This is a genomic window from Allokutzneria albata (assembly GCF_900103775.1).
Lineage (GTDB): Bacteria > Actinomycetota > Actinomycetes > Mycobacteriales > Pseudonocardiaceae > Allokutzneria > Allokutzneria albata.
Genome location: NZ_LT629701.1, coordinates 8,125,101 through 8,150,503, shown reverse-complemented (window position 1 = coordinate 8,150,503; position 25,403 = coordinate 8,125,101). Strand labels below are relative to the sequence as shown.

Here is a 25,403-nt window from a genome sequence, read left to right as displayed (position 1 = left end):
CGTCCAGCGCTCACCGCACCGGACGGGGCACCGGGGGGAGGGGGTCGGGGAGTTCGGTGAGCTCGACGGCGGTGGTGAGGACGGTGATCAGCTGCCGGGCGGTCTCCTGGTCGAGCACCATGACCGTGCCCAGGGAGGTGGTCAGCAGCACCTGGCGGCCACGGACCCGCACGTCGAGGGAAGCCGAGCGCCGCGGGCGCCGGGCTCCGTCCGTCGAGTCCATTCCACCCCCGTTCCGCCGCAGGAGACTCCGCCTGAGCGTGCGTACCGTGGATCGACCGTTAGTGCAAAGGGGTCCTCGTCACCCCGATCCGGTGAGTCGGCGTCATCGGGTGCGCGACGCGGTGTCTCCCCCGCGGAGGTGACGCACATGTCCGCGTCCGATGGGGAGCACCGCCGTGTCTGACCTGATCGCTCCCTTCCTGTTCACCGTCCTCTCCCTCCTCTTCGTCGCCGCGTGGGACAGCCCGTCCTGGCGGCACCTCCGGGCCCGCCGCCGCAGCCGCAGGGCGGTCCGCGAGATCCGCTCCGGCTGCCCGTTCGCCCGGTTGGTCGTACGGTCCCCCGGTGGACGGCACCGGGCCCGTCCCGTCCGAGGTCTTCCCCTGTCCACAGTGGACTTGAATCGGTCTACCGGGCGCATCTCGGTGGTCCGCCACCACCGCGCGCGGCGGCGGAGTGTGGGCCTGGAGCACATGGGCTGAGATCCACATCACCCCTACCGTCGGTGGACAACGCGGCTGGGGAGGGCGCCATGGCCGGCAGGTCCAACACGCTCAGGGTGGTCGGCGCCAGCCTCGCCGGCACCACGGTGGAGTGGTACGACTTCTACATCTACGGCACCGCGGCGGCGCTGGTGTTCAACAAGCTGTTCTTCCCGGCCTCCGATCCCCTGGTCGGCACGCTGCTGGCCTTCGTCACCTACGCGATCGGGTTCCTGGCCCGGCCACTGGGCGGGGTGGTGTTCGGCCATTACGGCGACCGGCTCGGGCGGAAGAAGCTGCTGGTCGCGAGCCTGCTGCTGATGGGCTTGGCGACCTTCGCGATGGGATTGCTGCCCACCTACGCCACGATCGGCATCGGCGCGCCGATCCTGCTCACGCTGCTGCGGCTGGTCCAGGGCTTCGCGGTCGGCGGCGAATGGGGCGGCGCGGTGCTGATCGTCTCCGAGCACGGCTCCGACCGGCACCGCGGCTTCTGGGCGTCGTGGCCGCAGGCGGGCGTCCCTGGCGGCAACATCCTCGCCTCGGCGGCGATGGCGGTGCTCTCGGCGACGCAGAGCAACGAGGACTTCCTGTCCTGGGGCTGGCGGGTGCCGTTCCTGTTCTCCGGCGTGCTGGTGCTGATCGGCATGTGGATCCGGCTCACGATCGCGGAGTCGCCGGTCTTCGTCGAGGCGGCCGAGCGCGCGCAGGGCACGGTGGAGCGCCCGCCGATCTCGGTGGTGTTCACCCGCTACCGCAGGGAGATCCTGATCACCATGGGCGCCCGCTTCGCGGAGAACGCGGGCTACTACCTGATCACCGCGTTCGTGCTGGTGTACGTGGAGCAGCACCTCGGGCTCGACCGCGGCCTCGCGCTGAACGCGGTGCTGATCGGGTCGGCGATCCACTTCGTGGTGATCCCGTTGTGGGGAGCGGCCTCCGACCGCTTCGGCAGGCGGCCGGTCTACCTGCTCGGCGCGGCGGGCACGGGCGTGTGGGCGTTCGGGTTCTTCGCACTGCTGGACCTGCGCTCCTTCGGCGCGATCACGCTCGCGGTGACCGTCGGGCTGGTCTTCCACGGGGCGATGTACGGGCCGCAGGCCGCCTACTTCGCGGAGATGTTCGGCACCAGGGTGCGCTACTCCGGCTCCTCGATCGGCTACCAGCTGGCATCGGTCTTCGCGGGTTCGCTCGCGCCGATCATCGCGACCGCGCTGCTGGCGGCCTACGGCGGCTGGCTGGCGATCGCGGTCTACCTGGCGGCGATGTCGCTGATCTCGGTCGTCGCGGTCGCGGTCTCCCCCGAGACGCGCCACCGCGACCTCCGTGCCGAGCCGGGCCCGGTCGTGCGTGCCCCATAGTTGAGGCGTGACGGTGGTCGAGCGGTTGGTGGCCGTCGCCGCGGCGGGCGGCGGCGCCGGTGGCCTCGCGGAGGTGGTGGCCGACTGGCTCGGCGGCGTCGTGGTGATCACCGACGCCGAGGGGCGGGAGCTGGCGCGCGCCGGACGCGGTCGTGGCGGTCAGACGCTCAAGGTCGCGGCCATCGCGCACGGGCGGCGCGTCGGCGAGGTCAGCCGCACCGGTGAGGAGCTGGACGGCGACGGGCGGCGGAACCTGGACGTGGCCGCCTCGGTGATCGCGCTCGAACTGCTGGTCCGCGCCTTCGCCTTCGCCGCGGACGAGCGGGAGCGCGGGCAGCTGCTCGCCGATCTCCTCGCGGGCCGCCCCGGCACGCGGGAGCGGGCCCAGCGGTTCGGGGTCGACCTCGACTCACCGCACTCTGTCGTGGTGCTGACCGGTCCGCCCCGCCTCGCGGCCGCCGCAGCGCATTTCGCGAGCGCGCACGGCGGGCTCTCGGTCGAGCACGAAGAACACGTCGTGCTGCTGCTGCCCGGAGCCGACGCGGCCGACCACGCCGACCGGAGCGCGCGCGTGCTCGGCGCGGAGCTGCGCAAGCCGGTGACCGCGGGTGCCGCCCACGGTGAGATCGCCGCGGCGTACGCGGAAGCCCGGCGGTGCCTGACCGCGCTGCTCGCGCTGGGCGGGGCCGGGCGCGGCGCGAGCGCGGAGCGGCTGGGGTTCGTCGGCCTGGTGCTGGGCGACGAACCGGAGCCGGAGCGGTTCGTCCGGGCCACGATCGGGGTGCTGCTGGACCACGACGCGCGACGCGGGACGAGCCTGGTGCCGACGCTGCGCGCCTACTTCGCCGCGGGCCGCAGCCCCACCCGGGCGAAGGAGCTGCTGAACGTGCACGTCAACACGGTCACCCAGCGGCTGGAGCGGATCTCGTCGCTGCTCGGCCCGGGCTGGCAGGAGCCGGAGCGGGCGCTGGAGGTCGAACTCGCGCTGCGACTGCTCGACCTGATCCGAATGCGAACATCTGTGTAAGTGTGAAAAAATCTATTACCCCGCTAATGGACCTGTCCGGCCGACAAACTCGAACTTATCATTGGGAATTACCATAGTCCCAGGTCAGGTAGGCAAAGCGAGAGCGCCGGGCGGAGTGGTGCCATGCCCCCGGAAAGAACCAACGCGAGTTCGAAAAACGGACAGCTGTGTACGTTACCCGCTGGTACCTCTAGGCTGCGGTGCGTGGTGACCCGGCGCGACAACGACGGGGCGAGCGGCTGGCTGCCCAGCGGGGCGGACTGTCGCTACGCGGTGGTGCTCGCGGTACTGGTGCTGTCCGGTTCGACGCTCATCGGCGAGCTGCTGGAGGGAGCGCGACCGCCGGACGCGTGGGGCTTCGCACTCGCGATGATCAGCTCGGCCGCGCTGGCCTGGCGGCGGAAGGCCCCGATGGCCGCGCTCGCCGTCACGGTGGTGGCGGTCGGCGTCTACACGCTGCTCGGCAACCCCTACGGTCCGATCCACCTGTGCATGGTGCTGGCGATGTTCGAGGTGGCGCTGCGCCGCCCGTTCGCCTCCTCCTGCCTCGCCTGCGGCGCCGCCGCGGTGGCCGGGGTGGCCTTCGCCCTGCCCAGGCTGATGATGGACTTCCGCCAGCCGGTTCTGATGGTCATCGCGTGGACCGGCTGGTTCGTGGTGCCCTGGCTGCTGGGCAGACTCGCCCAGGTCCGGCAGGCGGCGGCGGACCGGATGCGGCACGCGCTGATGGCCAAGGCCGCGCTGGAGGAGCGGATGCGGATCGCCCGCGAGGTGCACGACGTCGCCGGGCACGGGTTCGCGGTGGTGGCCATGCAGGCCGGGGCGGCGCAGGTGGCGCTGGACGCCCGGCCGGACCAGACCAAGGCGGCGCTGGAGGCGATCCGGCTGACCAGCACCCAGGCGCTGGCCGAGCTGCGGTCGGCCCTGGACACCATCCACGCCAGGGACACCGACTGCCCCACGGCCACCGGGCTGCGCGGACTGCCCGCGCTCATGTCGAGGGTGCGCGCGGGCGGGATGCTGGTCGAGCAGGAGGTCAACCTCAGCGCGGAGGACCTGCCCGAGGACATCGACGCGGCGGTCTACCGGGTGGTGCAGGAGTCGCTGACCAACGTGCTCCGGCACGCCGGGCCGACCAGCGCCAAGGTGCGGGTCTGCCGGGAGGCCGACGAGATCGTGGTCGAGGTCGCCGACCGCGGCCGCGGGGTCGTGCAGCGGGCCAAGCCGCCCGGCCGGGGGCTCACCGGGATGCGCGCCAGGGTGGAGGCGGCAGGCGGCAGCTTCCTGGCCGGTCCTCGCGTGGGTGGCGGGTTCGAGGTCCGCGCGCGCTTCCCGTGCCAGACCTGACCCGCGGTCAGCGCTTGTAGAGGCGGGTCTCCTTGCCGCAGACGTCCCTGCCGTCGTCCATCTTGCGGCAGACCCGGAACCGCATCCCCTCGGGCCCGGCGATGCTGATCATGTGCATGTTCTTCGGCCCGGCGGTCGCCCTGTTGTAACCGGGCCCGACGAAGTACTTCCAGTCGGTGTCGGGGAGGTTGTTGTAGACGACCTTCCACTGCACGCCCGTGCGGCCGTGGCCGTCCTTGGGGTCGGAGGTGAGGGTCAGCTCGAACGGCCACTTGCTGTGCGGGCCGAGGGGTCCGTCCTGGCGCGGCTTCCAAACGATCTTGCCCCAGCCGTGGCCGTCCTTGCTCTCGAACTTGTCGATCTTCTCGGCGAGCGCGGGCGTGGCGGTGGCGATGGTGAGCACGGCGGCGAGCGCGACGGGCAGTGCGACGCGGTTCAGCTTCATGCCTGGTAGTGCACCTCCGAGCGGCCGCGGGCGGTGATCGCGATCGAAGGTTTTGCCCGCCTTTCGGACAGGACCGGAGCCGCACTCTTGACTACGTCAACTATATTGTTGACATGGTCAATGATTCTCTGGTCGCGTCGGTGCGGGCCTTCTCGCGCTTCTACACCAACTCCGTCGGCGCGCTGCGCTACGGCGACTACTCGCTGACCGAGGCGCGCGTGCTGTTCGAGCTGGCGCAGTGCGAGTCGGCCGACGTGGCCGACCTGCGCAAGGACCTGGACGTGGACGCCGGCTACCTCAGCCGGATGCTCACCCGCTTCGACGCCGACGGGCTGATCACCCGTGCGAAATCCACTGTGGACGCGCGCCGCCAGGTGATCGCCCTGACCGACAAGGGCCGGGCGGCCCAGCGCGAGCTGGACGACGCCTCCTCGGCACAGGCCGCAGCACTGCTGGACGAGCTCACCGAGGACCAGCGCGGGCAGGTGGTCGGCGCGATGGACACGATCCGGCGACTGCTGGGCGGGGAGGCGAAGGACCGCACCCTGGTGCTGCGCCCGCCGCGGGTCGGGGACTACGGCTGGGTGGTGCAACGGCACGGCGAGCTGTACGCGCGGGAGTTCGGTTGGGACGCGACCTTCGAGGCGCTGGTCGCGCGGATCGTGGCGGACTTCGTCGACGACCACGACCCGGCGCGCGAGGCCGGGTGGATCGCCGAGGTCGACGGGGAGCGCGTCGGCTGCGTCTTCTGCATGAAGGCCGACGACGAGATAGCGAAGCTGCGAATCCTCCTGGTGGAGCCGAGTGCGCGCGGCACGGGCGTCGGCGCGCGACTGGTCGACGAGTGCGTGCGCTTCGCCCGCTCCGCCGGGTACGAGCGGATCACCTTGTGGACCAACGACGTGCTCAGCGCGGCGCGGCGGATCTACCAGCGGGCCGGGTTCGTCCTGGAGAAGGAGGAGCCGCACCGCAGCTTCGGCGCGGACCTGAACGGGCAGTACTGGACGAAGGAGTTCTGAAAGCGCTCTCACCCGTTCTGCCCTGTCCCCGGAGCGCCCCGGCCGTCATTGTTGTGGCTCACAACAATCCCGCCGCCGAAGACGATCCGAGGAGGAGTCCGGATGAGAGCGCGTGTGGCGCTGGCCCTCGCGACGGCGGCGCTGATGCTGACATCGGTCATCACGGCATCCGCAGGAACGATGCTCGACCCCGCAAGCGGGTCTTCGGGAGCGGTGGTCTACCTGGACAAGGACGCTTCCGTCCAAGATCGCGTCAGCGACCTGATGGCGCGGATGACGCTGGCGGACAAGCTCGGCCAGATGGTGCAGACCGAGCGCAAGGCCGTGCAGCCCGCGGACCTGACCACGCACCGGATCGGCTCGCTGCTGTCCGGTGGTGGCTCGGCCCCGACGCCCAACACGGCGGCGAGCTGGGCCGACATGTACGACACCTTCCAGCGGGCGGCGCTGGCCACGCCGTTGTGGATCCCGATGATCTACGGCGTGGACGCGGTGCACGGGCACAACAACGTGCACGGCGCGACGATCTTCCCGCACAACATCGGCCTCGGCGCCGCCCGTGATCCCGAGCTGGTGCAGCGCATCGGCCGCGCCACCGCCGAGGAGGTCTCCGGCACCGGAATCGACTGGAACTTCGCGCCGTGCCTGTGCGTCGCCCGCAACGACCGCTGGGGCCGTACGTACGAGTCCTTCGGCGAGGAGGCCGAGCTGGCCACCGCGATGACGACGCTGGTCACCGGGCTCCAGGGCGGTGCGCTGAACGCGCCCGGTTCGGTGCTGGCGACCGCCAAGCACTGGGTCGGTGACGGTGGCACCACCGGCGGCAAGGACCAGGGCGACACCGAGGTCTCGGAGGCGGAGCTGCGCTCGCGGCACATCACGCCGTTCCGCGAGGCGATCCGGCGCGGGGTCGGCTCGGTGATGATCTCCTACAGCAGCTGGAACGGCGTGAAGCTGCACGCGCACCGCTACCTGGTGACCGACGTGCTCAAGTCCGAGCTGGGCTTCTCCGGCATCGTGATCTCCGACTGGGACGCCATCGACAAGATCGACGGTCAGCCGGGCTTCACCCCCGAGGAGGTCCGCGCCTCGGTCAACGCGGGCATCGACATGATCATGGTGTCGGCGGAGTGGCGGCGGTTCCTCGACCTGCTGCGCGCCGAGGTCGAGTCGGGCCGCGTGCCGATGTCGCGGGTCGACGACGCCAACCGCCGCATCCTCACCAAGAAGGTCGAGCTGGGCCTGTTCGAGAAGCCGTTCACCGACCGCTCGTACACCTCGACGGTCGGCAGCCCGGCGCACCGCGCGCTGGCCCGCGAGGCCGTGCGCAAGTCGCAGGTGCTGCTCAAGAACCGCAACGGTGTGCTGCCGCTGCCCAAGACCGCGGACAAGCTTTTCGTGGCGGGCAAGAGCGCGTCGGACATCGGCAACCAGTCCGGCGGCTGGACGATCGAGTGGCAGGGCAAGAGCGGTCCGATCACCCCCGGCACCACGATCCTGCAAGGGATTCAGCAGGCCGTGCGCGGAACGACGGTGACGTACAACCGCAACGGCGACGGCATCGACGACACGTACAAGGCGGCCGTCGCGGTGGTCGGCGAGACCCCGTACGCGGAGTACAACGGCGACCGGCCGGACGGGCTCGGCCTGGACGCGGAGGACCTGGCGACGCTGACCAAGCTCAAGGCGTCGGGGGTGCCCGTGGTCGTGGTGCTGGTGTCAGGGCGGCCCATGGACATCGCCGCGCAACTGCCCGACTGGGACGCGTTGGTCGCGGCGTGGCTTCCCGGAACGGAAGGCGCTGGCGTCGCGGACGTGCTCTTCGGCGATCACCAGGTGTCCGGCAAGCTCCCGGTGAGCTGGATGCGTTCGGTGTCGCAGCAACCGATCAACAACGGTGACGGCAAGCCCGCGTTGTTCGGCTACGGCCACGGCGAGTCGTTCCCCGCTTCGCAGGACGCCTACCAGGTGATCGGCGCCGCCTACTACGACGAGCAGCGCGGCACCGGGGTGCAACGGTGCTCCGATGGCGGCTGCGGCCAGAACGTCGGCTGGATCGCGAACGGCGACTACCTGGGCTTCGCCGATGTGGACTTCGGCGCGACGTCAGCCGCTCGCGTGACGACGCGGTTCGCTTCGGGTGCGGCGGCCGGTGGTTCGCTGGAGTTCCGCCTCGACTCGCCGACCGGTCCCGTCGTCGCGACGCAGGCGATCACTCCGACCGGCGGCTGGCAGACCTGGGCCAGCGCCACCACTGCGGTCACCGGCGCGGCGGGCAAGCACCGCCTCTACGTGGTGGCCCGCGGCGGCGCCGGTGACTTCACCAACCTCAACTGGTTCCAGTTCTCCCGCTGAGCCGTTCTCGCCCTCATAGCGGACGCCCGCTATGAGGGCGAGACATCGACCGGGGCAACTCCCATGGACAGCGGTGCGATCTTCTCGAAGGCACCGCGAGTCAGGTTCACGCACCGATCCCCCTGCGCGGCGAACCGGTCGTTGATGCGGACCTCGACGGACAGGCCGGTGCGGCGATTGGTGACCTTCACCTTGGTGTCGAAGGGCAAAGTCGCGTGGGCGGCGGTCATCGCGGCCGGGTCCAGCACTTCGCCGCTGGCGGTGTGGACCGGCGTGGTCGCGTCCGGGTTGCCGTACCAGCTGGCCGTGCAGACCGGTGGCTCCGACGCGGCGGCGGGGACGGTGAGGCCGAGCATGAGCACTGCCGCGACGAAAAGGGCGCGCACCAAGGGACTCCTTCGCTGAGGGGCTTGATCAACTGTAGGTGAACAAGCCCCGGTCCAGCACGACCGAACCGTCCGCGTCGGCCGTCCGGAACGCCACTTCACCCGGTCCGGTGCGCCATGCCGAGACCACCAGCTCCGCGCCGGGCACCACGGGCGACGAGAACCGCCCGAACACCCGCCGCACCCGGGAGGCCTCGCAGAACTCGCGGATCAGCAGCCGGCAGGTGATGCCGTAGGTGCACAGCCCGTGCAGGATCGGCCGGTCGAAGCCGCCGCGCGCGGCGAACTCCGGGTCCACGTGCAGCGGGTTGTGATCACCGGTGAGCCGGTAGAGCAGCGCCTGGTTGGCCGAGGTGGTGAACCGCAGCATGACGTCGGGCGCCCGCGCGGGCGGCTCCCACGCGAGTGACGGCCCGCGCTCCCCGCCGAAGCCGCCTTCTCCGCGCACGAAGACCGACGAAGACGTCGACAGCAAAGGCTTTCCCGCGTCATCGGAGGCGTCCCACCGGCTGGCGACGAGCGCTCCTGAGCCCTTGTCGAACACATCCGTCACCGTGCGCAGCACCGACACCGATCCGCTCGCCGGAAGTGGCTGGTGCACAACGATCTCCTGTTCGCCGTGCAGCAGGAGGGCCGGGTCGTAGTCGCCCAGCCGCTCGTCGAACGCGCCGAACTGGGCGAGCACGATGCCGAAGGTCGGCAACGCCTCCCGCCCGGTGCTCCACGCCAGTTCCTCTTGTCCCGCACCGATCGCGAGCGCGTAGAGGGCCGTGTCGGTCTCCGTCCAGCTCCGCCGCCACGGCCCCGCGGTCTGGCCGACCAGGCTCCGGAAGATCGCCATCTCAGCCCCGCGGTCCGCCGTCGACGTAGAGCACCTGGCCGGTGATGAAGGACGCGCCGTCGCCGGCCAGGAACGCGACCGCCGAAGCGATGTCCTCGGGCTGACCGATCCGGCGCAGCGGCACGGCGTCGGCGATCGCCTTCTGGAACGCGTCGAAGTCCATGCCGATCCGGCCGGCCGTCGCGGCGGTCATGTCGGTGGCGATGAAGCCCGGCGCCACGGCGTTCACGTTGATGCCGAACGGGCCCAGCTCGATCGCCAGCGTCTTGGTGAAGCCCTGGATGCCCGCCTTCGCGGCCGAGTAGTTGGCCTGGCCGCGGTTGCCGAGCGCGGACGTGCTGGACAGGTTGACGATCTTGCCGTAGCGCTGCTCGACCATGTGCTTCTGCGCGGCTTGGCTGCACAGGAACGCGCCGCGCAGGTGCACGTTCATCACCGTGTCCCAGTCGTCGTCGGTCATCTTGAACAGCATGTTGTCCCGGATGACCCCGGCATTGTTGACCAGGATGTGCAGCCCGCCCAGCTCGGCGACCACGCGGCCCACCGCGGCTTCGACGGCGGCGCGGTCGGCCACGTCGGCCCCGACGCCGATCGCCCGGCCACCCGCCGAGGTGATCGCGTCGACGGTCTCGACGCAGGCCGACTCGTCGAGGTCGAGCACGGCGACCGCGGCTCCCTGAGCGGCGAGGGTGCGCGCGGTGGCGGCACCGATCCCCCGCGCCGCCCCGGTCACCAGTGCGACGCGTCCCTGCAGACTGCTCACCCGTCGGCCCCTTTCAGTGATGGTGTTCGACCCCGCAAGCGGGTCCTCAGCCCAGCTCCAGTGCGAGGTACAGATCAACGCGATCCGGGAAGGAGCCCAGATCTCGGCCGGTCAGCTCCTCGATCCGGCTCAGCCGGTACCGCAGCGTGTTGACGTGCACGTGCAGCTTCGCCGCGCTCTTGGTCGGCGACCCCGCGCAGTCCAGGAACACCCGCAGCGTCTGCACCAGCTCGCCCTTGTGCGCGCTGTCGTATTCGAGCAGCGGGCCGAGCAGCTTGGCGCGGAAGGACTTCCGCAGCTCGTCGGGCACGGTGGCCAGCAGCAGCAGGTGCGAGGCCAGTTCGGCTGCGGTGGCCACCTTCGCCCGCCCCGGCCGGTGCTCGGCCAGCCGCCGCGCCTGCCGCGCCTCCTCGACGGCGCCGCGCAGCCCCGCCACGGTCGCCAGCCCGCTGACCCCGACGACCAGGCGCGCGTCGCCGAGCCCGGGCTCCATGGCGCGCACGGCCTCGTTGATCTCCTCCAACGCGGCGGCCAGCCCCTCGGCGTCAGCGGAGAGCAGCGCCAGCGCCTCCTGTCCGGCCACCGCGACGAACCCTCGGGCCCGGGAGCCGTGGACGAGTTCGCCCAGCACGACGGGCGCGAGCCCGGGACCGCCTCCGGAGGTCGTCGCGGCGAGCACGCACAGCGGCTCCCCCCTGGCGAACCCGAGCGCGCCCAGCCGGGCGTCGACCTCGCTCGCCTCGACCTCGCCGTGCATCGCCGACAGCAGCAGCGGCCCGGCGAGCCTGCTTTCCAGCCGCTGCCGCTCCTCGCGGCGTGAGCGCTCCAGCGCGATCAGCGTGGCCAGCTCGCTCGCCGTCTCGCTCGCGCTCGGGTCCCACTGCTCGTGATCACCCTCGACGACGAGGAACCAGCTGGCCAGCCGTTGCCCGGCGCGGCTGGCCGAGGGCAGCAGCGACACCGGCTCGCCGGAGCGTTCCCGCGCGGTCTTCGGCAGCCGGTCGGCGTGCAGGAACTGCTGCACCAGCAACCGCCGCCGCTCCGAAGAGAGCACTGCCGGTGCGGCGCTACCACCGATCACCCGCCCCGAAGGCGAGAGCACCCAGCACTGTGCGCCCAGCCTCGCCGCGCCCAGCTCAAGCACGGCGGCCAGCCCACCGCCGTCGACGGCCGCGGCGACCATGCGGCGGTGCCAGTGCTGCTGGGTCAACCCCGCGAGCAGGTTTCCCTCCAGCTCACCGCGCTCCCCGGCCAGCGCCAGCACCACCCGTTCGGTGATGGTCGCGAAGGAGACGTCGACGGGAACGCCGAGCAGCGGCACCCCGTGCGCACGGCAGGCCTCGACCAGGTCGGCGGGAACCGCGCCGAACTCCGCGTCGCCCGCGGCCAGCGCGGTCACCCCGGCGGCGGCCAGTGCGGCGACGAAGGCATCGGAGTCCTCCGCCGAGCGGCGCCAGACCAGGCCGGTCAGCACCAGCTCGCCGCCGGAGAGGTAACGGCTGGGATCGCGCAGGTCGGTGGTGTAGATCCACCGGATCGGGCGGTCGAGCTGGTCGGAGCCGGTGAGCAGGGCCAGGTGCAGGTCGGCCGCCTCCACCAGGTCCCGCAGCCTCATCCCGCGCCCACTCCCCCTCGGTCTCCCCCGAGAACCTACCCCCGCCCGGCGGTGGAAGCGCTCTCGGCCGCGGGTGGTTTCCTGATCGCGGGCAAGGCGGCTTTGGAGGATGTTACGAAAGGCTCACCCGGCTGCGCGCTCACGTTCATGCGTTCTCGCCATAGTCGCGACCGCGAGAACGCGTGTGTACTGCGGAACACTCTCGGCCGCGAGGAGGGACATCGGTGTCCAGCGCCCTTGACCGGTTCAACGCGCTCCCGGACCCGGACGCGCGCTCCGACCTGCTCGCCTGCTGCGCCCATCCCCTGTGGGCGGAACGGGTTTCCCGGGCGCGGCCGTTCCCCGACGCCGACGCCCTGGTGGTGTGCGGGGCGAAGGAGCTGGCGGCGCTGGACTGGGCGCAGCTGCGGGTCGCCGTGGACGCGCACCCCCGGATCGGTCAGCGCCCGGAGGGCACCGGCCAGGAGGCGCGGTGGTCGCGCGGCGAGCAGTCCGCAGCGGCGACCGAGGACGAGCGCGTGCGCGCGGAGCTGGTGGCGGGCAACATCGCCTACGAAGATCGGTTCGGGCACGTGTTCCTGATCTGCGCGACCGGGCTCTCCGCCGCGCGGGTGCTCGACGCGCTGCGCGAACGGCTGGGCAACGACGAGGCCGCGGAACGCGCGGTCGTGCGGGAGGAGCTGGGCAGGATCGTGGAGCTGCGGTTGCGGAAGCTGGTGGCGGGATGAGCCTCTCCACACACGTGCTGGACACCAACAGCGGGATGCCCGCCGCCGGCATGGCGGTGCGCCTGGAACGGCTGAGCGGGACCGACTGGGAGCCGCTGGCCGCGGAGAAGACGAACTCGGACGGCCGCATCGCCGGCTGGGGCCCCTCCGTCGAGGTGCCGCCCGCCACCTACCGGCTGGTTTTCGAGACGGCCGACTACCTGACCTCGCAAGGGCTTCCGGTGTTCTTCCCGGAGGTCACCATCAGTTTCGTGATCACCGACGGTGGCAGGCACCACCACGTGCCGCTGCTGTTGAGCCCGTACGCGTACTCGACCTACCGGGGGAGCTGACAATGGCCATCACGCTCGGCGGCAACCAGTACGGCAAGGCCGAGGTGCGCCTGGTCCGGGTGGACCGGGACGGGGAGCGGCACCGGGTCACCGACCTCAACGTCAGCGTCGCGCTGTCGGGCGATCTCACCGGCACGCACCTCACCGGGGACAACAGCAAGGTCCTGCCGACAGACACGCAGAAGAACACCGTCTACGCCTTCGCGAGGGACGGCATCGGCGAGGTCGAGGAGTTCGGGCTGCGGCTCGGTGAGCACTTCGTGCGCTCGCAGCCGTCGATCCACCGGGCGCGCGTCGGCTTCGAGCAGTACAGCTGGGACCGCATCGGTGACCGGCCGCATTCCTTCTCCCGCAACGGTTCCGGCACGCGCACGGCCGTCGTCACGTGGTCGGAGGACGGCGTCCAGGTGGTGTCCGGGCTCACCGGGCTGACCGTCATGAACACCACGGACTCCGAGTTCTGGGGCTACATCAAGGACGGCTACACGACGCTGCCGGAGACCCACGACCGGATTCTCGCGACCGCGGTCGACGCGAAGTGGCGCCACCACACCCATCCCGCCGACTGGGCGGAGTCCTTCGAGCAGGCCAAGGACGACCTGCTCACCGCGTTCGCGGAGACGCACAGCCTTTCCCTGCAACAGACCCTGTACGCGATGGGGCGGCGAGTGCTCGACAAGCAGCCCGGCATCGCCGAGATCCGCCTTGCCCTGCCGAACAAGCACCACTTCCTCGTCGACCTTTCCCCGTTCGGGCTGGACAATCCGAACGAGGTCTTCTTCGCGGCCGACCGGCCGTACGGGTTGATCGAGGGCACCGTGCGCCGCGATGACCTCCCCGAGGGGGATGCGGTGTGGTGACGCATCAAGTTGACGAGGTCCCCAGGCCCGGCCCGCTGGTGGCGCTGGGCCTCCAGCACGTGCTCGCCATGTACGCGGGCGCGGTCGCGGTACCGCTGATCCTCGGCAACGCGATGCGTCTGTCCACAGAGGACATCGCATATCTGATCAACGCGGACCTGCTCGTCTCCGGTGCTGCCACGATCCTCCAGTGCGTCGGCGTGTGGCGGTTCGGCGCGCGGTTGCCGCTGATGCAGGGTTGCACGTTCGCCGCGGTGACCCCGATGGTGCTGATCGGGACGCAAGGCGGCGGGCTGCCCGCGATCTACGGCGCGGTGATCGTCGGCGGGTTGGTCCTGGTTCTGTTCGCCCCGGTGTTCGGCAGGCTGGTGCGGTTCTTCCCGCCGCTGGTCACCGGCACGGTCATTCTGATCATCGGGCTGTCGCTGCTTCCGGTCGCGGTGGACTGGGCCGCCGGTGGCACGGACGCGGCTGACCACGGCGCACCGAAGCACCTGGCGCTTGCGCTCGGAGTGCTGCTCTTCGTTCTCGTGCTGCAACGGTTCGGGCGCGGTTTCGTCGGCCGGGTCGCGGTGCTGGTCGGGCTCGTCGTGGGCACGCTCGTCGCGATTCCCCTGGGGTATCAAGGTTTCTCCGAGGTCGGCACGGGTCCGCTTTTCGCGGTGAGTACACCGTTCCACTTCGGGCTCCCGGTTTTCGAGCTGACCGCGATCGTGTCCATCGCCGTGGTGATGCTCGTGACGATGGCCGAGACCACAGGGGATGTGCTCGCCATCGGGGAGATCGTGAGACAACCGGTCGACGGGCGGCGCGTCGCCGACACCCTGCGCGCCGATGGCCTGTCGACCGCACTGGGCGGAGTGTTCAACACGTTCCCGTACACGGCCTTCGCGCAGAACGTCGGCCTGGTCAGGTTGACCAGGGTGCACAGCCGCTACGTGGTCGCGGCGGGCGGCGCGATCCTGGCGCTGCTCGGACTGGTGCCCGCGCTCGGCCGGGTCGTCGCGGCGATCCCGGCCCCGGTGCTCGGCGGTGCGGGCGTCGCGATGTTCGGCGCGGTCGCGGCGAGCGGGGTGCAGACCCTCTCCCAGGTCTCCTTCACCGGCAACGGCAACCTCGCCGTCGTCGCGGCCTCACTGGGCGTCGGGCTCGCGCCGGTGTTCGTTCCGACGCTCTACGAGCAGTTCCCCACGTGGTTCCAGATCATCGCCCAGTCCGGCATCAGCGTCGGCTGCCTCGCCGCGGTCGGCCTCAACCTGCTCTTCAACGGCCCGACTACCAGAAACGGAGGTGTCCACAATGGACTTCATTCGGCCGACGAGCCTCGCTGAGGCCCTGCGGGCCAAGGCGGAGGTGCCCGAGGCGGTGCCGATCGCCGGGGGCACCGACGTGATGGTCGAGCTGAACTTCGACCGCCGTCGCCCGGTCGCGCTGCTCGACCTCAACGCGGTTGGCGAGATCGCCACGTGGTCCGAAGTGGACGGACGAGTCCGGCTCGGCGCCGCGGTGCCCTACGTGCGGGTGATCGACGAGCTGGGCGACCGGTTGCCCGGGCTGGCGATGGCGGCGCGGACGGTGGGCTCACCGCAGATCCGCAACCGGGGCACGGTCGGCGGCAACCTCGCCGCGGCCTCCCCCGCCGGTGACTCGCACCCGCCCTTGCTCGCCTCGGACGCGGTGGTCGAGGTGGCCTCCGTGCGCGGCACCAGGGCGATCCCGATCACCGAGTTCTACCTCGGCGTCAAGCGGAGCGCGCTCGAACCGGACGAGCTGATCACGGCGATCCTGCTGCCCCCCGCCGACGGGCCGCAGCAGTTCTCCAAGGTCGGCACCCGCAACGCCATGGTGATCGCGGTGTGCTCCTTCGCGGTGGCACTGCACCCGGAGAGCGGGACCGTGGGCACCGGGCTCGGCTCCGCGGCACCGACTCCGCGGCGCGCGCCCGACGCCGAGGACTACATCGCCGGGGAGCTGTCCGCGCTGTGGCAGTCCCCCGCTCCCCTCTCCGACTCCGTGCTGCGGCGGTTCGGCGACCTGGTCGGCGCCGCGGCACAACCCATTGACGACGTCCGGGGCAGCGCCGCGTACCGGCGGCACGCCCTGGCCGTGCTCGCCCGCCGCACGCTCGGCTGGGCCTGGCACGACTACTGCGAAGGGCGGGTGACGGCATGCGCGTGAAGTTCACGGTGAACGGCGAGGAGCGCACCGCTGACGACGTGTGGGAAGGCGAGAGCCTGCTCTACGTGCTGCGCGAACGACTCGGCCTGCCCGGTGCCAAGAATGCTTGTGAACAGGGCGAATGCGGCTCGTGCACGGTCTACCTGGACGACACCCCGGTGTGCGCGTGCCTGGTCGCGGCAGGCCAGGTCCAGGACCGTGAAGTCCGCACGGTGGAAGGGCTCGGCTCCGAGGGCGAACTGGACCCGGTGCAGCGGGCGTTCATCGAGCGCGGCGCAGTGCAGTGCGGTTTCTGCACCCCGGGCCTGATCGTCGCGGCGCACGACCTGATCCGGCGCAACCCCTGCCCGAAGGACGCGGAGATCCGCGAAGCGCTCGCCGGGAACCTGTGCCGCTGCACGGGATACGAGAAGATCATCGACGCGGTGCACACCGCGGCCGCGCATTCACGCGGGGAGGCCACGTCATGAGGACTGTGATCAACGGCGCCCACGTCGCGACGGTGGACGGATCCGGGTCGGAGTTCGCCTCCGGCCACGTGGTCGTCGAGGACGGTGTGATCGTCTCGGTCGGCGAGGGTGCCGCCGAGACCCGCGAGGGCGACCAGGTCGTCAACGGCTCCGGCTGCCTGGTGACACCGGGCCTGGTGAACACCCACCACCACCTCTACCAGTGGGCGACGCGGGGTTATGCCCAGCAGGCAACGCTTTTCGAGTGGCTGGTGGCGCTCTACCCGGTGTGGTCGGGCATTGACGAGCGGGTGGTGCACGCGACCACCAGCGCCGGGCTGGCGTGGATGGCCAAGTCCGGCTGCACAACGGCGGCAGACCACCACTACGTCTTCCCCTCCGACAGCGGCGACCTGATGGCGGCCCTCGTCGACGGAGGCCGTCGCGTCGGAACCCGGCTGCACGTCGTCCGCGGTTCGATGGACTGCGGCAAGTCCCAGGGCGGTCTTCCCCCGGACTCCATTGTGGAGACCACCGAGAACGCCTTGCTGGCAACAGAAGAGGCGATCACCACCTATCACGACGCGGCGCCCGGCTCGCGGATCCAGATCGCGGTCGGACCGTGCTCGCCGTTCTCCGCCAGTGGTGAGCTGATGCGAGAGGGCGCGGCGCTGGCTCGTCGTCACGGCGTGCAGATGCACACCCACCTCGCGGAGACCACCGACGAGGAGGAGCACTGCGTCGAGCAGTTCGGGTGCACTCCGCTGGAGTACGCGGACAAGCTCGGCTGGCTCGGCCCGGATGTGTGGCTGGCACACGGAATCCACTTCTCCGACAAGGAGATCCAGCGCCTGGGTGCGACGAAGACCGGTGTGGCGCACTGCCCCAGCTCCAACGCGCGGCTGGGAGCGGGCATCGCGCGGGTGCGCGACCTGCTCGACGTCGGCTGCCCGGTCGGTCTCGGCGTGGACGGTGCCGCGTCGAACGAGGCGGGTGGGCTGGGCGACGAGCTGCGGCAGTCGCTCTACCTCGCCCGGCTCCGCGGTGGCCCGGCCGCGCTCACCCCGCGTGAGTCGCTGTGGCTGGGCACGATGGGTGGAGCGCGGTGCCTCGGCCGGGCGGACCACATCGGCTCCATCGAGGTCGGCAAGCAGGCCGACATCGCCGTGTGGCGCTTGGACGGCCTCGCGCACGCCGGCATCACCGACCCGGTCGCGGCGCTCGTGCTGGGCTCGCTGCCGCCGCTGGAGCTGCTTCTGGTCGGCGGCGACCCGGTGGTGCGGCTCGGCCAACTGACCACTGTGGACGAGCAACAGCTCGCGGAGGACCTGGCGACGGCGAGCCGTGTCCTCGCTGAACGGGCGGGGGTGACGGCATGACGACGAAGACCCGCTTGCGGGGTCGAGCATCAGCACAGACGACCCGCACTTCGAATCCGCCGCTGACCACGCCCATCACGGGCGGAGTCGGTGAAAGCCCGCTGCGCCCGGATGGTGCTTTGAAGGTGCGCGGGGAGTTCGCGTACTCGTCCGACCTGTGGGCCGACCACATGCTGTGGGGCGTGACGCTGCGGACTCCGCACCCCTACGCACGCATCCGATCGATCGACGTGGGCCCTGCGCTCGCGCTGCCCGGCGTGTACGCGGCGCTCACGCACGAAGACGTGCCAGGTCAGAACGCTTACGGGCTTGAGCACATCGATCAACCGGTGCTCGCCGTGGATGTCGTTCGCTACCAAGGTGAAGCGGTCGCGATCGTGGCCGCGGACCACCCGGAGACCGCGCGCAGAGCGGCTGCGGCGATCCTGGTGGACTACGAGGTCCTCGATCCGGTCGACGACGCGGAGACCGCGATCTTCGGCGAGGGCGTGCCGAAGCTGCACGAGGGCGGGAACCTGGTGCGCTACGTGCCGATCCTGTTCGGCGACCAGGACGCGACCGCCGAGGTGGTGGTCAGTGGCACCTACGAAGTCGGCATGCAGGACCAGGCGTTCCTGGGCCCGGAGTCCGGCATGGCGGTGCCCGCCGAGGACGGTGGCGTCGACCTGTACGTGGCGACGCAGTGGCTGCACGTGGACCAGCAGCAGATCGCGCCCGCGCTGAACCTCCCGCAGGACAAGGTGAGGATCACCCTGGCCGGTGTGGGCGGGGCCTTCGGCGCGCGCGAAGACCTGTCGATGCAGGTGCACGCGTGCATGCTGGCGTTGCACACCAACAAGCCGGTGAAGATGGTCTACACCCGCGAAGAGTCGTTCTTCGGCCACGTCCACCGCCACCCCGCCGTGATGCATTACGAGCACGGTGCGGACCGCGACGGGAAACTGGTCTACGTCAAGGCGAAGATGTTCCTCGACGGTGGTGCTTACGCATCGAGCACCGGCGCGGTCGTCGCGAACGCTGCCACGCTCGGCGTCGGCCCGTACAACGTCCCCAACGTGAAGATCGAGGCTTGGGGCGCGTACACCAACAACCCGCCGTGCGGTGCCATGCGCGGATTCGGGGCTGTCCAAGCCTGCTTCGCGTACGAGTCGCAGATGGACAAGCTCGCCGAGGCGATCGGTGTCGACCCGGTGGAGATCCGGCTGCGCAACGCCATGAGCGAAGGCTCGATCATGCCGACCGGGCAGCTGGTCGACTCCGCCGCTCCGGTCCGCGAGCTGATGGAGCGGGTTCGCGACAAGCCCATGCCCCCGGCTCGAACGTCCGAAGTGGACATTCGGACGATGCCGGGGGGCGCGTCCAACACCACGCACGGCGAAGGAGTCGTGCGTGGGGTCGGCTACGGCATCGGCATCAAGAACATCTGCTTCTCCGAAGGTTTCGACGACTACTCCACGGCACGGGTGCGCTTGGAAGTCATCGGCGGCGAGCCCGTCGCGATGGTGCACACGGCGGCCGTCGAGGTCGGCCAGGGCCTGGTCACCCTGCAGGCGCAGATCGCACGGACCGAGCTGGGCGTGCAGCGGGTGACCATCCAGCCCGCCGACACCTCGGTGGGCAGCGCCGGCTCCACGTCGGCCTCCCGGCAGAGCTACGTCACCGGCGGTGCGGTGCAGTCCGCCTGCGCCGCTGTGCGCGCTGAGGTGTTCGACCTCGCCCGCGAGCGTTTCGGCGTGAGCGACTTGGCCCTGGAAGGCGGGAAAGTCGTCTCCGCCAGTCGTGGCGTGCTCGCCGATCTCAGCGAGGTCCTCGGGGACCGGGCGGTCGAGCACACCCGCGAGTACCGGCACCGCCCGTCGTTCCCGATCGACCCGCTGACCGGGCAGGGCAACGCCCACGTGCAGTACGGTTTCGCCGCCCACCGCGCGGTGGTGGACGTCGACGTCGAGCTCGGCCTGGTGCGCGTGGTCGAGCTGGCCTGCGCTCAGGACGTCGGCAAGGCGATGAACCCGGATGCGGTCATCGGGCAGATCCAGGGCGGTTCGGCGCAGGGCCTCGGGCTGGCGGTGATGGAGGAGATCCAGCTCTCCGGGGCCAAGATCCGCAACCCGTCGTTCACCGACTACCTGATCCCGACGATCCTGGACATGCCGCCGATGACCATCGACGTGCTGGAGCTGGCCGATCCGAACGCGCCGTACGGCCTGCGCGGTGTCGGCGAGCCTCCGACGATCTCGTCGACACCCGCGATCGTCGCGGCCATCCGCGATGCCACGAAGCTGGCGCTCAACCGCATCCCGGTGCGCCCCGAGCACATCACCGGGACGTGACGTGCACGAGATCGCCGGAGAGCTGGCGCGGTGGGGTGATGCTGACTTCGCGGTAGCCACCGTGATCGACGTGCGGGGCAGTGCTCCGCGCAGCCCTGGCGCGGCCATGGCGGTGCGCGGGGACGGGGCGGTGGTGGGCAGCGTCTCCGGCGGGTGCGTCGAAGGCGCTGTCTACGAGCTGGCGCAACAGGTCCTCAGCGAGGGCGGAATCCTGCGGCACAGCTTCGGCTTCTCGCCGGACGACCCGTTCGCGGTCGGCCTGACCTGCGGCGGCGAGATCGAGGTGTTCGTCCGAAGTGGACGTTCGGCCGCGATGACCGCCGCGGTCAGCGCCGCGAGAGACGCGCAGGCCGTCGCCTTGGTGACCGTGCTCGACACCGGGGAGGAGGTCGCCGTCTTCGCCGATCACCACGTTGGCGACGCGGTTCCGGAAGCGCACGGTGTGGCTCGGGAGATGCTGCTGACCGCTAGAACGGGCCTGCGCACGCTGCCCGGCGGCCGGGAGGTCTTCGTCGAGTCCATCGCGTCCCCGCCGAGGATGCTCGTCTTCGGCGCGGTCGACTACGCGGGCGCGGTGTCCAGGATCGGCCGTTTCCTCGGCTACCACGTGACGATCTGCGACGCGCGCTCGGTGTTCGCGACCGCGGAACGCTTCCCCGATGCCGACGAGGTCGTCGTGGAGTGGCCACACCGCTACCTGGCGAGCACGCACACGGACGCGCGGACCGTGGTCTGCGTGCTCACGCACGACGAGAAGTTCGACATCCCCGTCCTGGTCGCGGCGCTGCGCATGCCACTGGCCTTCGTGGGCGCGCTCGGTTCCCGGCGCACCAACGAGGCCAGGCTGGAGCGGCTGCGGGCGGCCGGGGTGAGCGAGGCGGACCTGGCCAGGCTGCGCGCGCCGATCGGGCTCGACCTGGGCGCGCGCAGCCCCGAGGAGACCGCCGTCTCGATCGCGGCGGAGATCGTCGCGGCCCGCCACGGCGGAACCGGACGGCCACTATCCGAAGTAGACGGACCGATCCATCGGCACGGCTGAGTAATCGGAGGCGGTAATGGCACTGCTGTTCCTCAACGGCGGCGGCATGCGCGGCGGCCCGTTGCACCACCAGCTCCAGGGCGCGGAGCCGGTGCGCGTCGCCCGCAGCGCACCGAAGTACCGGTACTTCTCCGTCGGCAACCGGTTCCCCGCCATGCACGAGGTCGGCGAGGGCGGGCACAGCGTGGTCGGCGAGCTCTACGACGTCCCCCTGGAAACCCTGCTGCACCACCTCCTGCCCGCCGAGCCCGCCGAACTGGAACTCGGTGTGATCGAGCTGGAGGACGGAACCGCCTGTCTGGCAACGGTCCTGCGCAAGTCCTTCGGCGGCGCCGACCAGCTGATCGACATCTCCGAGGTCGGCGACTGGCGCAGGTGGTGCGCTTCGCAGGGGAACCCGCAGTGACCGCGTACGACCTGGTCGTGCGTTCACGCGGCGTCCACCTGCCGGACGGCGTCCGACCGGCCGCGGTCTGCGTGCGGGACGGCAAGGTCGCCGCGATCGTGGCCCATTCATCCGCTGTGGACGCTCCGGTGAACGTCGACCTGGGCGACGTCGCCCTCCTGCCCGGGCTCGTCGACACCCACGTGCACGTCAACGAGCCGGGGCGAACGGAGTGGGAGGGTTTCGCGACGGCGACCCGGGCGGCGGCGGCGGGCGGTGTCACCACGCTGATCGACATGCCGCTGAACTCGTTGCCGCCGACCGTCGACGCCGCGGCGCTGGCGACCAAACGTGCTGCCGCACAAGGGAAGTGCTACGTCGACGTGGGCTTCTGGGGCGGCGCGATCCCGGGCAACACCCACCACCTCGCCGAGCTGCACGAGGCCGGGGTGTTCGGTTTCAAGTGCTTCACCTCACCGTCCGGAGTGGACGAGTTCCCGCCGCTGTCCTGGGCCGAGCTGCCCGACGTGCTCGCGGAGCTGCGGCGGTTGGACGCCCTGCTGATCGTGCACGCCGAAGATCCCGCCGAGCTGGCCGAAGCGCCGGACAGCGACGACTACGCGGGATTCCTCGCCTCTCGGCCTCCCCGCGCGGAGGACAAGGCGATCGCCCGGCTCGCGGGGCTGGCGGAACGAGCGCGGGCACGCGTGCACGTGCTGCACCTGTCCTCCGCGTCCGCGTTGTCGGAGATTCGTTCATCCGCTCTCACCGCGGAGAGCTGTCCGCACTACCTGACCCTCGACGCCAAGGAGATCCCGGACGGCGCGACGGCTTTCAAGTGCTGTCCGCCGATCCGGGACCGGGACAACGCCGACGAGCTGTGGCGGGCCCTTGCCGACGGCACGATCACCTGTGTCGTCTCCGACCACTCCCCCTGCACCGAGAGTTTGAAGGAAGGCAGTTTCGGCACGGCGTGGGGCGGGATCTCCTCGCTCCAGCTCGGGCTGCCGGTGATGTGGACCGAGGCCCGGCGACGCGGGCACGAGCTGGCCGACGTCGTGCGGTGGATGAGTTCCGGACCCGCCGAGCTGGCCGGGCTGACCGGCCGCAAGGGCGCCATCGCGGTGGGCGCCGACGCCGACCTCGTCGCGTTCGACCCCGCTGCGGAGTTCATCGTGGACCCCGGGGAACTGTTGCACCGCAACCCTGTCACGCCGTACGCGGGCCGGACCCTGCGCGGCGTGGTGGTCAACACCTGGCTTCGCGGCACCTCCGTTGGCCAGGAACCCCTTGGAGAGTTGATCAGGAGGGACACCAGGTGACCGACCAGCCCGACCTCCCCGACCTCGCCGCCCGCCCGCTCGGCGGGTCGGTGATCGCCGCCAACGACGAGTTCTTCGCGGAGAAGGAGAACCTGATCAAGCCGGAGCCGCCGACCTTCCGGCCGCACACCTTCACCCCCAAGGGACAGGAGTACGACGGCTGGGAGACCCGGCGGCGGCGCGGCGAACCAGGCTCCGACTGGGTGATCGTGCGGCTCGGGGCACCGGGCCTGATCCGGACCGTCGTGGTGGACACCGCGTACTTCGTCGGCAACTACCCGGAGAGCTGCACGGTCGAGGCAACGGCGGTGGAGGGCTACCCCGCGGCAGAGGACCTGGACGAGCACACGTGGGTCGAACTGGTGCCGCGCAGCCCGCTCCAGGGCAACACCGCGAACACCTTCCAGGTGTCGGACTCCCAGCGCTTCACCCATGTGCGGCTGACCATCCACCCGGACGGCGGCGTCGCGCGGTTGCGCGTGCTCGGGGAGCCGTTGCCCGATCCACGCGAACTGGTCGACATGCCGCTGGACCTCGTCGCGTTGGTCAACGGCGGCCGGACGACCGCGTGCAGCGACAGCTTCTTCTCCCCGCCCAACAACATGTTGCAGCCCGGCGAGTCCAAGTTCATGAGCGACGGCTGGGAGACCGCCCGGCGTCGCGGCGAGGGCAACGACTGGGCGGTGCTGCGCCTGGCCGGGGCTGCCGTGCCGAAGGTCGCCGAACTGTCCACATTGCACTACAAGGGCAACCCGCCGCACTCGATCACCTTGTCCGGCAGCGAGGACGGCGTCACGTGGACCCCGTTGCTGGAACAGACCGAGGTGCGGCCGGACACCCGGCATCGCTTCCGGCTCACCGGAAACACCCCCGTGACGCACGTGCGGCTGGACATCCACCCCGATGGCGGGGTGGCGCGGTTCCGGTTGTGGGGCAAGCTGACCGAGGACGCCGGGACCGGTCTGGCGTTGAGCTGGTTCAACCTGCTGCCCGCCGAGCACGCGGTCGCGGTGCTGACCGGCGACTGCGGACTGACGGAGGCGGCGGCCACCGAGGTGGTCGCGGCCCGCCCCGTCACGGAGCTACCGGAGGAACTGGCGTTGATCCTGCGATGAACCAGGTGGCCGGGATCGTGCTGGCCGCGGGCGCGGGCGTGCGCTACGGCAGGCCCAAGGCACTGGTCGAGCTGCACGGCGAGCTGTTGGTCGAGCGCGCGGTGCGGACGCTGCGCGAGGCCGGTGCCGATCCGGTGGTCGTGGTGGTGGGGGCGCGGGCCGACGAGGTCCGCGCCCGCGCCGCGCTCGACGACGCGCTGTTCGTGCGCAACGCGGAGTGGGCCAGCGGTATGGGCTCCTCGCTGCGCGCCGGGCTGATGGGCCTGATCTCGTGCCGGGCGGCCGCGGTGCTCGTGCTCCCGGTGGACATGCCGGGCATCACCCCCGCGGCGGTCCGCCGGGTGGCCGAGCTGTCCACGCCCGACGTGCTCGCCGCGGCGTCCTTCGACGGCGTCCGGGGCCACCCCGTGCTCCTGGGCCGAGCCCACTGGGCCGGCGTCGCCACCGCCGCCAGCGGCGACCAGGGCGCCCGCACGTACCTGCGCGATCACCCGCCCGTGCTGGTGGCCTGCGACGACGTCGCCTCCGGCGCCGACGTGGACCGGCCGGAGGACCTGCCGGGTTAGAGCTTCTCGCCTGCTTCGACGCGGCGCACGACCTGCTTCTCCGCGTAGAAGGAGACGAAGGGGATCGTGCCCGCGATGAGCACCAGCAGCGTGCCCTTGGCCGACCACTTGCAGCGCTGCGCCAGGTCGAACGCGGCCACCAGGTAGACCATGTAGAGGAAGCCGTGCGCGGGCGCGATGATCGCCGAGGGCGCGGTGATGTCGGTGGTCAGCCGCAGCGCCATCGCCACCAGCAGCGCCAGCAGCGCGAACCCGACGATGTACGCCATCACCCGGTACCGCACGAGGGCCTTGGCGTGAGTCGGCGTGTCCTGCTGCTGGGTCATCTCGTCTCCTGGTCGCGGAGTTCGCGGAGGTAGCGGTTGTACTCGTCCAGTTCGGGGTCGGCCTCGTCCGGCGCCGCGGTCACCACCGGCCGCCGCCCGTAGCTGGTCGGCTTCACCTGGACCGGGGCGGGCTCCTGCGGGGCCTCCCCGCGTTCCTCGGCCAGCTCCATCCGCGCCGTCCGCACCCACATGTAGACGCCGAAGAGCGCGAAGAGGGGCCACTGCAGGGCGTAGCCGAGGTTGAGCCAGCTGCCGCCGGCCGACTGCGAACGTTCCCACTGCCACCAGCCGAGCGCGCAGCAGATGACCACCCAGAGGACGGCCAGCACATGCAGCACCAACCAGCGGGGGGTCAACAGCCTGGCGAGCACACGTCGACGGTACACCGCCGCATCGGGCGATCGCGTGACGGTGTGCTCCGGCAGCGACTCCCGTCCGGTGACGATAAGCCGCACGATCGGCCCAGGGCGGCACACAGCGTCGAGATCGGCACCCCGTGCGTACCACCACGGCGGCGTGATGAACTCCTGC

At 71.0% G+C, this 25,403-nt stretch carries 26 protein-coding genes and 1 pseudogene; 19 read left to right on the top strand and 8 right to left on the bottom strand.

What is annotated here, in order from left to right; all coding sequences use genetic code 11:
* Nucleotides 1–10 precede the first annotated feature (10 nt).
* On the bottom strand, nt 11–223 hold the full coding sequence (locus BLT28_RS37410) for a hypothetical protein (RefSeq protein WP_030428444.1): 213 nt from the start codon (nt 221–223) through the stop codon (nt 11–13).
* Between the two features lie 531 nt (nt 224–754).
* Between BLT28_RS37410 and BLT28_RS37400 the strand changes: the two genes are divergently transcribed.
* From BLT28_RS37400 to BLT28_RS37390, 3 genes are all read left to right on the top strand, one after another.
* On the top strand, nt 755–2,065 hold the full coding sequence (locus BLT28_RS37400; RefSeq protein WP_030428446.1) for an MFS transporter: 1,311 nt from the start codon (nt 755–757) through the stop codon (nt 2,063–2,065).
* Between the two features lie 7 nt (nt 2,066–2,072).
* Nucleotides 2,073–3,092 (top strand): PucR family transcriptional regulator, encoded by a 1,020-nt coding sequence (locus BLT28_RS37395; protein WP_052407083.1) that lies wholly within the window; start codon nt 2,073–2,075, stop codon nt 3,090–3,092.
* 204 nt (nt 3,093–3,296) lie between these two features.
* Nucleotides 3,297–4,439, top strand: coding sequence for a sensor histidine kinase (locus BLT28_RS37390; RefSeq protein ID WP_231950548.1), 1,143 nt, complete (start codon nt 3,297–3,299; stop codon nt 4,437–4,439).
* 7 nt (nt 4,440–4,446) lie between these two features.
* Here BLT28_RS37390 and BLT28_RS37385 read toward each other — a convergent pair whose 3' ends face one another.
* The gene (locus BLT28_RS37385; protein WP_030428449.1) at nt 4,447–4,884 is read right to left on the bottom strand and encodes a hypothetical protein; all 438 of its coding nucleotides are present in this window, start codon (nt 4,882–4,884) and stop codon (nt 4,447–4,449) included.
* A 113-nt stretch (nt 4,885–4,997) separates the two neighbouring features.
* Here BLT28_RS37385 and BLT28_RS37380 point away from each other — a divergent pair, with 113 nt between their 5' ends.
* The 3 genes and pseudogenes from BLT28_RS37380 to BLT28_RS42305 all read left to right on the top strand — a co-directional run bounded on the left by BLT28_RS37380 (nt 4,998) and on the right by BLT28_RS42305 (nt 8,258).
* A complete protein-coding gene (locus BLT28_RS37380) occupies nt 4,998–5,903 on the top strand; it encodes a bifunctional helix-turn-helix transcriptional regulator/GNAT family N-acetyltransferase (RefSeq protein ID WP_030428450.1) in 906 nt (301 codons plus the stop codon).
* A gap of 144 nt (nt 5,904–6,047) precedes the next feature.
* Nucleotides 6,048–7,838, top strand: a pseudogene (locus BLT28_RS37375) (glycoside hydrolase family 3 protein); the annotation flags it as partial.
* Between the two features lie 33 nt (nt 7,839–7,871).
* Nucleotides 7,872–8,258, top strand: coding sequence for a carbohydrate-binding protein (locus tag BLT28_RS42305; protein WP_231950931.1), 387 nt, complete (start codon nt 7,872–7,874; stop codon nt 8,256–8,258).
* Between the two features lie 29 nt (nt 8,259–8,287).
* Here the strand turns inward: BLT28_RS42305 and BLT28_RS37370 are convergent, their stop codons facing one another.
* Genes BLT28_RS37370 through BLT28_RS37355 form a run of 4 tightly spaced genes read right to left on the bottom strand, consistent with a single transcriptional unit; the run spans nt 8,288 to nt 11,863 of the window.
* The gene (locus BLT28_RS37370) at nt 8,288–8,644 is read right to left on the bottom strand and encodes a septal ring lytic transglycosylase RlpA family protein (RefSeq protein WP_197683931.1); all 357 of its coding nucleotides are present in this window, start codon (nt 8,642–8,644) and stop codon (nt 8,288–8,290) included.
* Nucleotides 8,645–8,672: 28 nt separating this feature from the next.
* Nucleotides 8,673–9,485 (bottom strand): MaoC/PaaZ C-terminal domain-containing protein, encoded by an 813-nt coding sequence (locus BLT28_RS37365; protein WP_030428453.1) that lies wholly within the window; start codon nt 9,483–9,485, stop codon nt 8,673–8,675.
* Between the two features lies 1 nt (nt 9,486).
* Nucleotides 9,487–10,248 (bottom strand): 3-oxoacyl-ACP reductase FabG, encoded by a 762-nt coding sequence (fabG, locus tag BLT28_RS37360; RefSeq protein ID WP_030428454.1) that lies wholly within the window; start codon nt 10,246–10,248, stop codon nt 9,487–9,489.
* 46 nt (nt 10,249–10,294) lie between these two features.
* Entirely contained in the window at nt 10,295–11,863 is a 1,569-nt protein-coding gene (locus tag BLT28_RS37355; protein WP_030428455.1) for a PucR family transcriptional regulator, read from the bottom strand.
* 224 nt (nt 11,864–12,087) lie between these two features.
* Between BLT28_RS37355 and uraD the strand changes: the two genes are divergently transcribed.
* From uraD to BLT28_RS37290, 13 genes are all read left to right on the top strand, one after another.
* Nucleotides 12,088–12,591, top strand: a complete 504-nt coding sequence (gene uraD, locus BLT28_RS37350) for a 2-oxo-4-hydroxy-4-carboxy-5-ureidoimidazoline decarboxylase (RefSeq protein ID WP_030428456.1) — start codon at nt 12,088–12,090, stop codon at nt 12,589–12,591.
* Entirely contained in the window at nt 12,588–12,923 is a 336-nt protein-coding gene (gene uraH, locus BLT28_RS37345) for a hydroxyisourate hydrolase (RefSeq protein WP_030428457.1), read from the top strand. Before uraD ends, uraH begins: the two co-directional genes overlap by 4 nt.
* Nucleotides 12,924–12,925: 2 nt before the next feature.
* The gene (gene pucL, locus BLT28_RS37340) at nt 12,926–13,783 is read left to right on the top strand and encodes a factor-independent urate hydroxylase (protein ID WP_030428458.1); all 858 of its coding nucleotides are present in this window, start codon (nt 12,926–12,928) and stop codon (nt 13,781–13,783) included.
* The gene (locus BLT28_RS37335) at nt 13,780–15,114 is read left to right on the top strand and encodes a nucleobase:cation symporter-2 family protein (protein ID WP_231950547.1); all 1,335 of its coding nucleotides are present in this window, start codon (nt 13,780–13,782) and stop codon (nt 15,112–15,114) included. Before pucL ends, BLT28_RS37335 begins: the two co-directional genes overlap by 4 nt.
* On the top strand, nt 15,083–15,961 hold the full coding sequence (locus tag BLT28_RS37330; protein ID WP_030428460.1) for an FAD binding domain-containing protein: 879 nt from the start codon (nt 15,083–15,085) through the stop codon (nt 15,959–15,961). The genes BLT28_RS37335 and BLT28_RS37330 overlap by 32 nt, the downstream gene beginning before the upstream one ends.
* Nucleotides 15,952–16,431, top strand: a complete 480-nt coding sequence (locus tag BLT28_RS37325; RefSeq protein ID WP_030428461.1) for a (2Fe-2S)-binding protein — start codon at nt 15,952–15,954, stop codon at nt 16,429–16,431. The genes BLT28_RS37330 and BLT28_RS37325 overlap by 10 nt, the downstream gene beginning before the upstream one ends.
* Nucleotides 16,428–17,789 (top strand): 8-oxoguanine deaminase, encoded by a 1,362-nt coding sequence (locus BLT28_RS37320; protein ID WP_030428462.1) that lies wholly within the window; start codon nt 16,428–16,430, stop codon nt 17,787–17,789. Before BLT28_RS37325 ends, BLT28_RS37320 begins: the two co-directional genes overlap by 4 nt.
* 62 nt (nt 17,790–17,851) lie before the next feature.
* A complete protein-coding gene (gene pucD / locus BLT28_RS37315) occupies nt 17,852–20,119 on the top strand; it encodes a xanthine dehydrogenase subunit D (RefSeq protein ID WP_030428463.1) in 2,268 nt (755 codons plus the stop codon).
* Between the two features lies 1 nt (nt 20,120).
* Nucleotides 20,121–21,158, top strand: a complete 1,038-nt coding sequence (locus tag BLT28_RS37310; protein ID WP_030428464.1) for an XdhC family protein — start codon at nt 20,121–20,123, stop codon at nt 21,156–21,158.
* 16 nt (nt 21,159–21,174) lie between these two features.
* Nucleotides 21,175–21,564, top strand: a complete 390-nt coding sequence (locus tag BLT28_RS37305; protein WP_030428465.1) for an allophanate hydrolase-related protein — start codon at nt 21,175–21,177, stop codon at nt 21,562–21,564.
* A complete protein-coding gene (gene allB / locus BLT28_RS37300; protein ID WP_030428466.1) occupies nt 21,561–22,865 on the top strand; it encodes an allantoinase AllB in 1,305 nt (434 codons plus the stop codon). The genes BLT28_RS37305 and allB overlap by 4 nt, the downstream gene beginning before the upstream one ends.
* Nucleotides 22,862–23,980, top strand: coding sequence for an allantoicase (gene alc, locus BLT28_RS37295; RefSeq protein ID WP_030428467.1), 1,119 nt, complete (start codon nt 22,862–22,864; stop codon nt 23,978–23,980). Before allB ends, alc begins: the two co-directional genes overlap by 4 nt.
* Nucleotides 23,977–24,546 (top strand): nucleotidyltransferase family protein, encoded by a 570-nt coding sequence (locus BLT28_RS37290; protein WP_030428468.1) that lies wholly within the window; start codon nt 23,977–23,979, stop codon nt 24,544–24,546. The genes alc and BLT28_RS37290 overlap by 4 nt, the downstream gene beginning before the upstream one ends.
* On the opposite strand, the gene BLT28_RS37285 is transcribed toward BLT28_RS37290, so the two are convergent.
* Entirely contained in the window at nt 24,543–24,872 is a 330-nt protein-coding gene (locus BLT28_RS37285; RefSeq protein ID WP_030428469.1) for a DUF3817 domain-containing protein, read from the bottom strand. The genes BLT28_RS37290 and BLT28_RS37285 overlap by 4 nt on opposite strands.
* A complete protein-coding gene (locus BLT28_RS37280) occupies nt 24,869–25,243 on the bottom strand; it encodes a hypothetical protein (protein WP_043810942.1) in 375 nt (124 codons plus the stop codon). The genes BLT28_RS37285 and BLT28_RS37280 overlap by 4 nt, the downstream gene beginning before the upstream one ends.
* Nucleotides 25,244–25,403 lie beyond the last annotated feature (160 nt).

Bases quoted from the DNA above. Each gene is read 5' to 3' on its own strand.
- uraH (WP_030428457.1), top strand. From the start codon at position 12,588: ATGAGCCTCTCCACACACGTGCTGGACACCAACAGCGGGATGCCCGCC.
- BLT28_RS37325 (WP_030428461.1), top strand. From the start codon at position 15,952: ATGCGCGTGAAGTTCACGGTGAACGGCGAGGAGCGCACCGCTGACGAC.
- pucL (WP_030428458.1), top strand. From the start codon at position 12,926: ATGGCCATCACGCTCGGCGGCAACCAGTACGGCAAGGCCGAGGTGCGC.
- BLT28_RS37385 (WP_030428449.1), bottom strand. From the start codon at position 4,884: ATGAAGCTGAACCGCGTCGCACTGCCCGTCGCGCTCGCCGCCGTGCTC.
- BLT28_RS37290 (WP_030428468.1), top strand. From the start codon at position 23,977: ATGAACCAGGTGGCCGGGATCGTGCTGGCCGCGGGCGCGGGCGTGCGC.
- BLT28_RS37285 (WP_030428469.1), bottom strand. From the start codon at position 24,872: ATGACCCAGCAGCAGGACACGCCGACTCACGCCAAGGCCCTCGTGCGG.
- BLT28_RS37365 (WP_030428453.1), bottom strand. From the start codon at position 9,485: ATGGCGATCTTCCGGAGCCTGGTCGGCCAGACCGCGGGGCCGTGGCGG.
- BLT28_RS37320 (WP_030428462.1), top strand. From the start codon at position 16,428: ATGAGGACTGTGATCAACGGCGCCCACGTCGCGACGGTGGACGGATCC.
- BLT28_RS37400 (WP_030428446.1), top strand. From the start codon at position 755: ATGGCCGGCAGGTCCAACACGCTCAGGGTGGTCGGCGCCAGCCTCGCC.
- BLT28_RS37305 (WP_030428465.1), top strand. From the start codon at position 21,175: ATGGCACTGCTGTTCCTCAACGGCGGCGGCATGCGCGGCGGCCCGTTG.
- BLT28_RS37380 (WP_030428450.1), top strand. From the start codon at position 4,998: ATGGTCAATGATTCTCTGGTCGCGTCGGTGCGGGCCTTCTCGCGCTTC.
- BLT28_RS37330 (WP_030428460.1), top strand. From the start codon at position 15,083: ATGGACTTCATTCGGCCGACGAGCCTCGCTGAGGCCCTGCGGGCCAAG.
- BLT28_RS37355 (WP_030428455.1), bottom strand. From the start codon at position 11,863: ATGAGGCTGCGGGACCTGGTGGAGGCGGCCGACCTGCACCTGGCCCTG.
- BLT28_RS37410 (WP_030428444.1), bottom strand. From the start codon at position 223: ATGGACTCGACGGACGGAGCCCGGCGCCCGCGGCGCTCGGCTTCCCTC.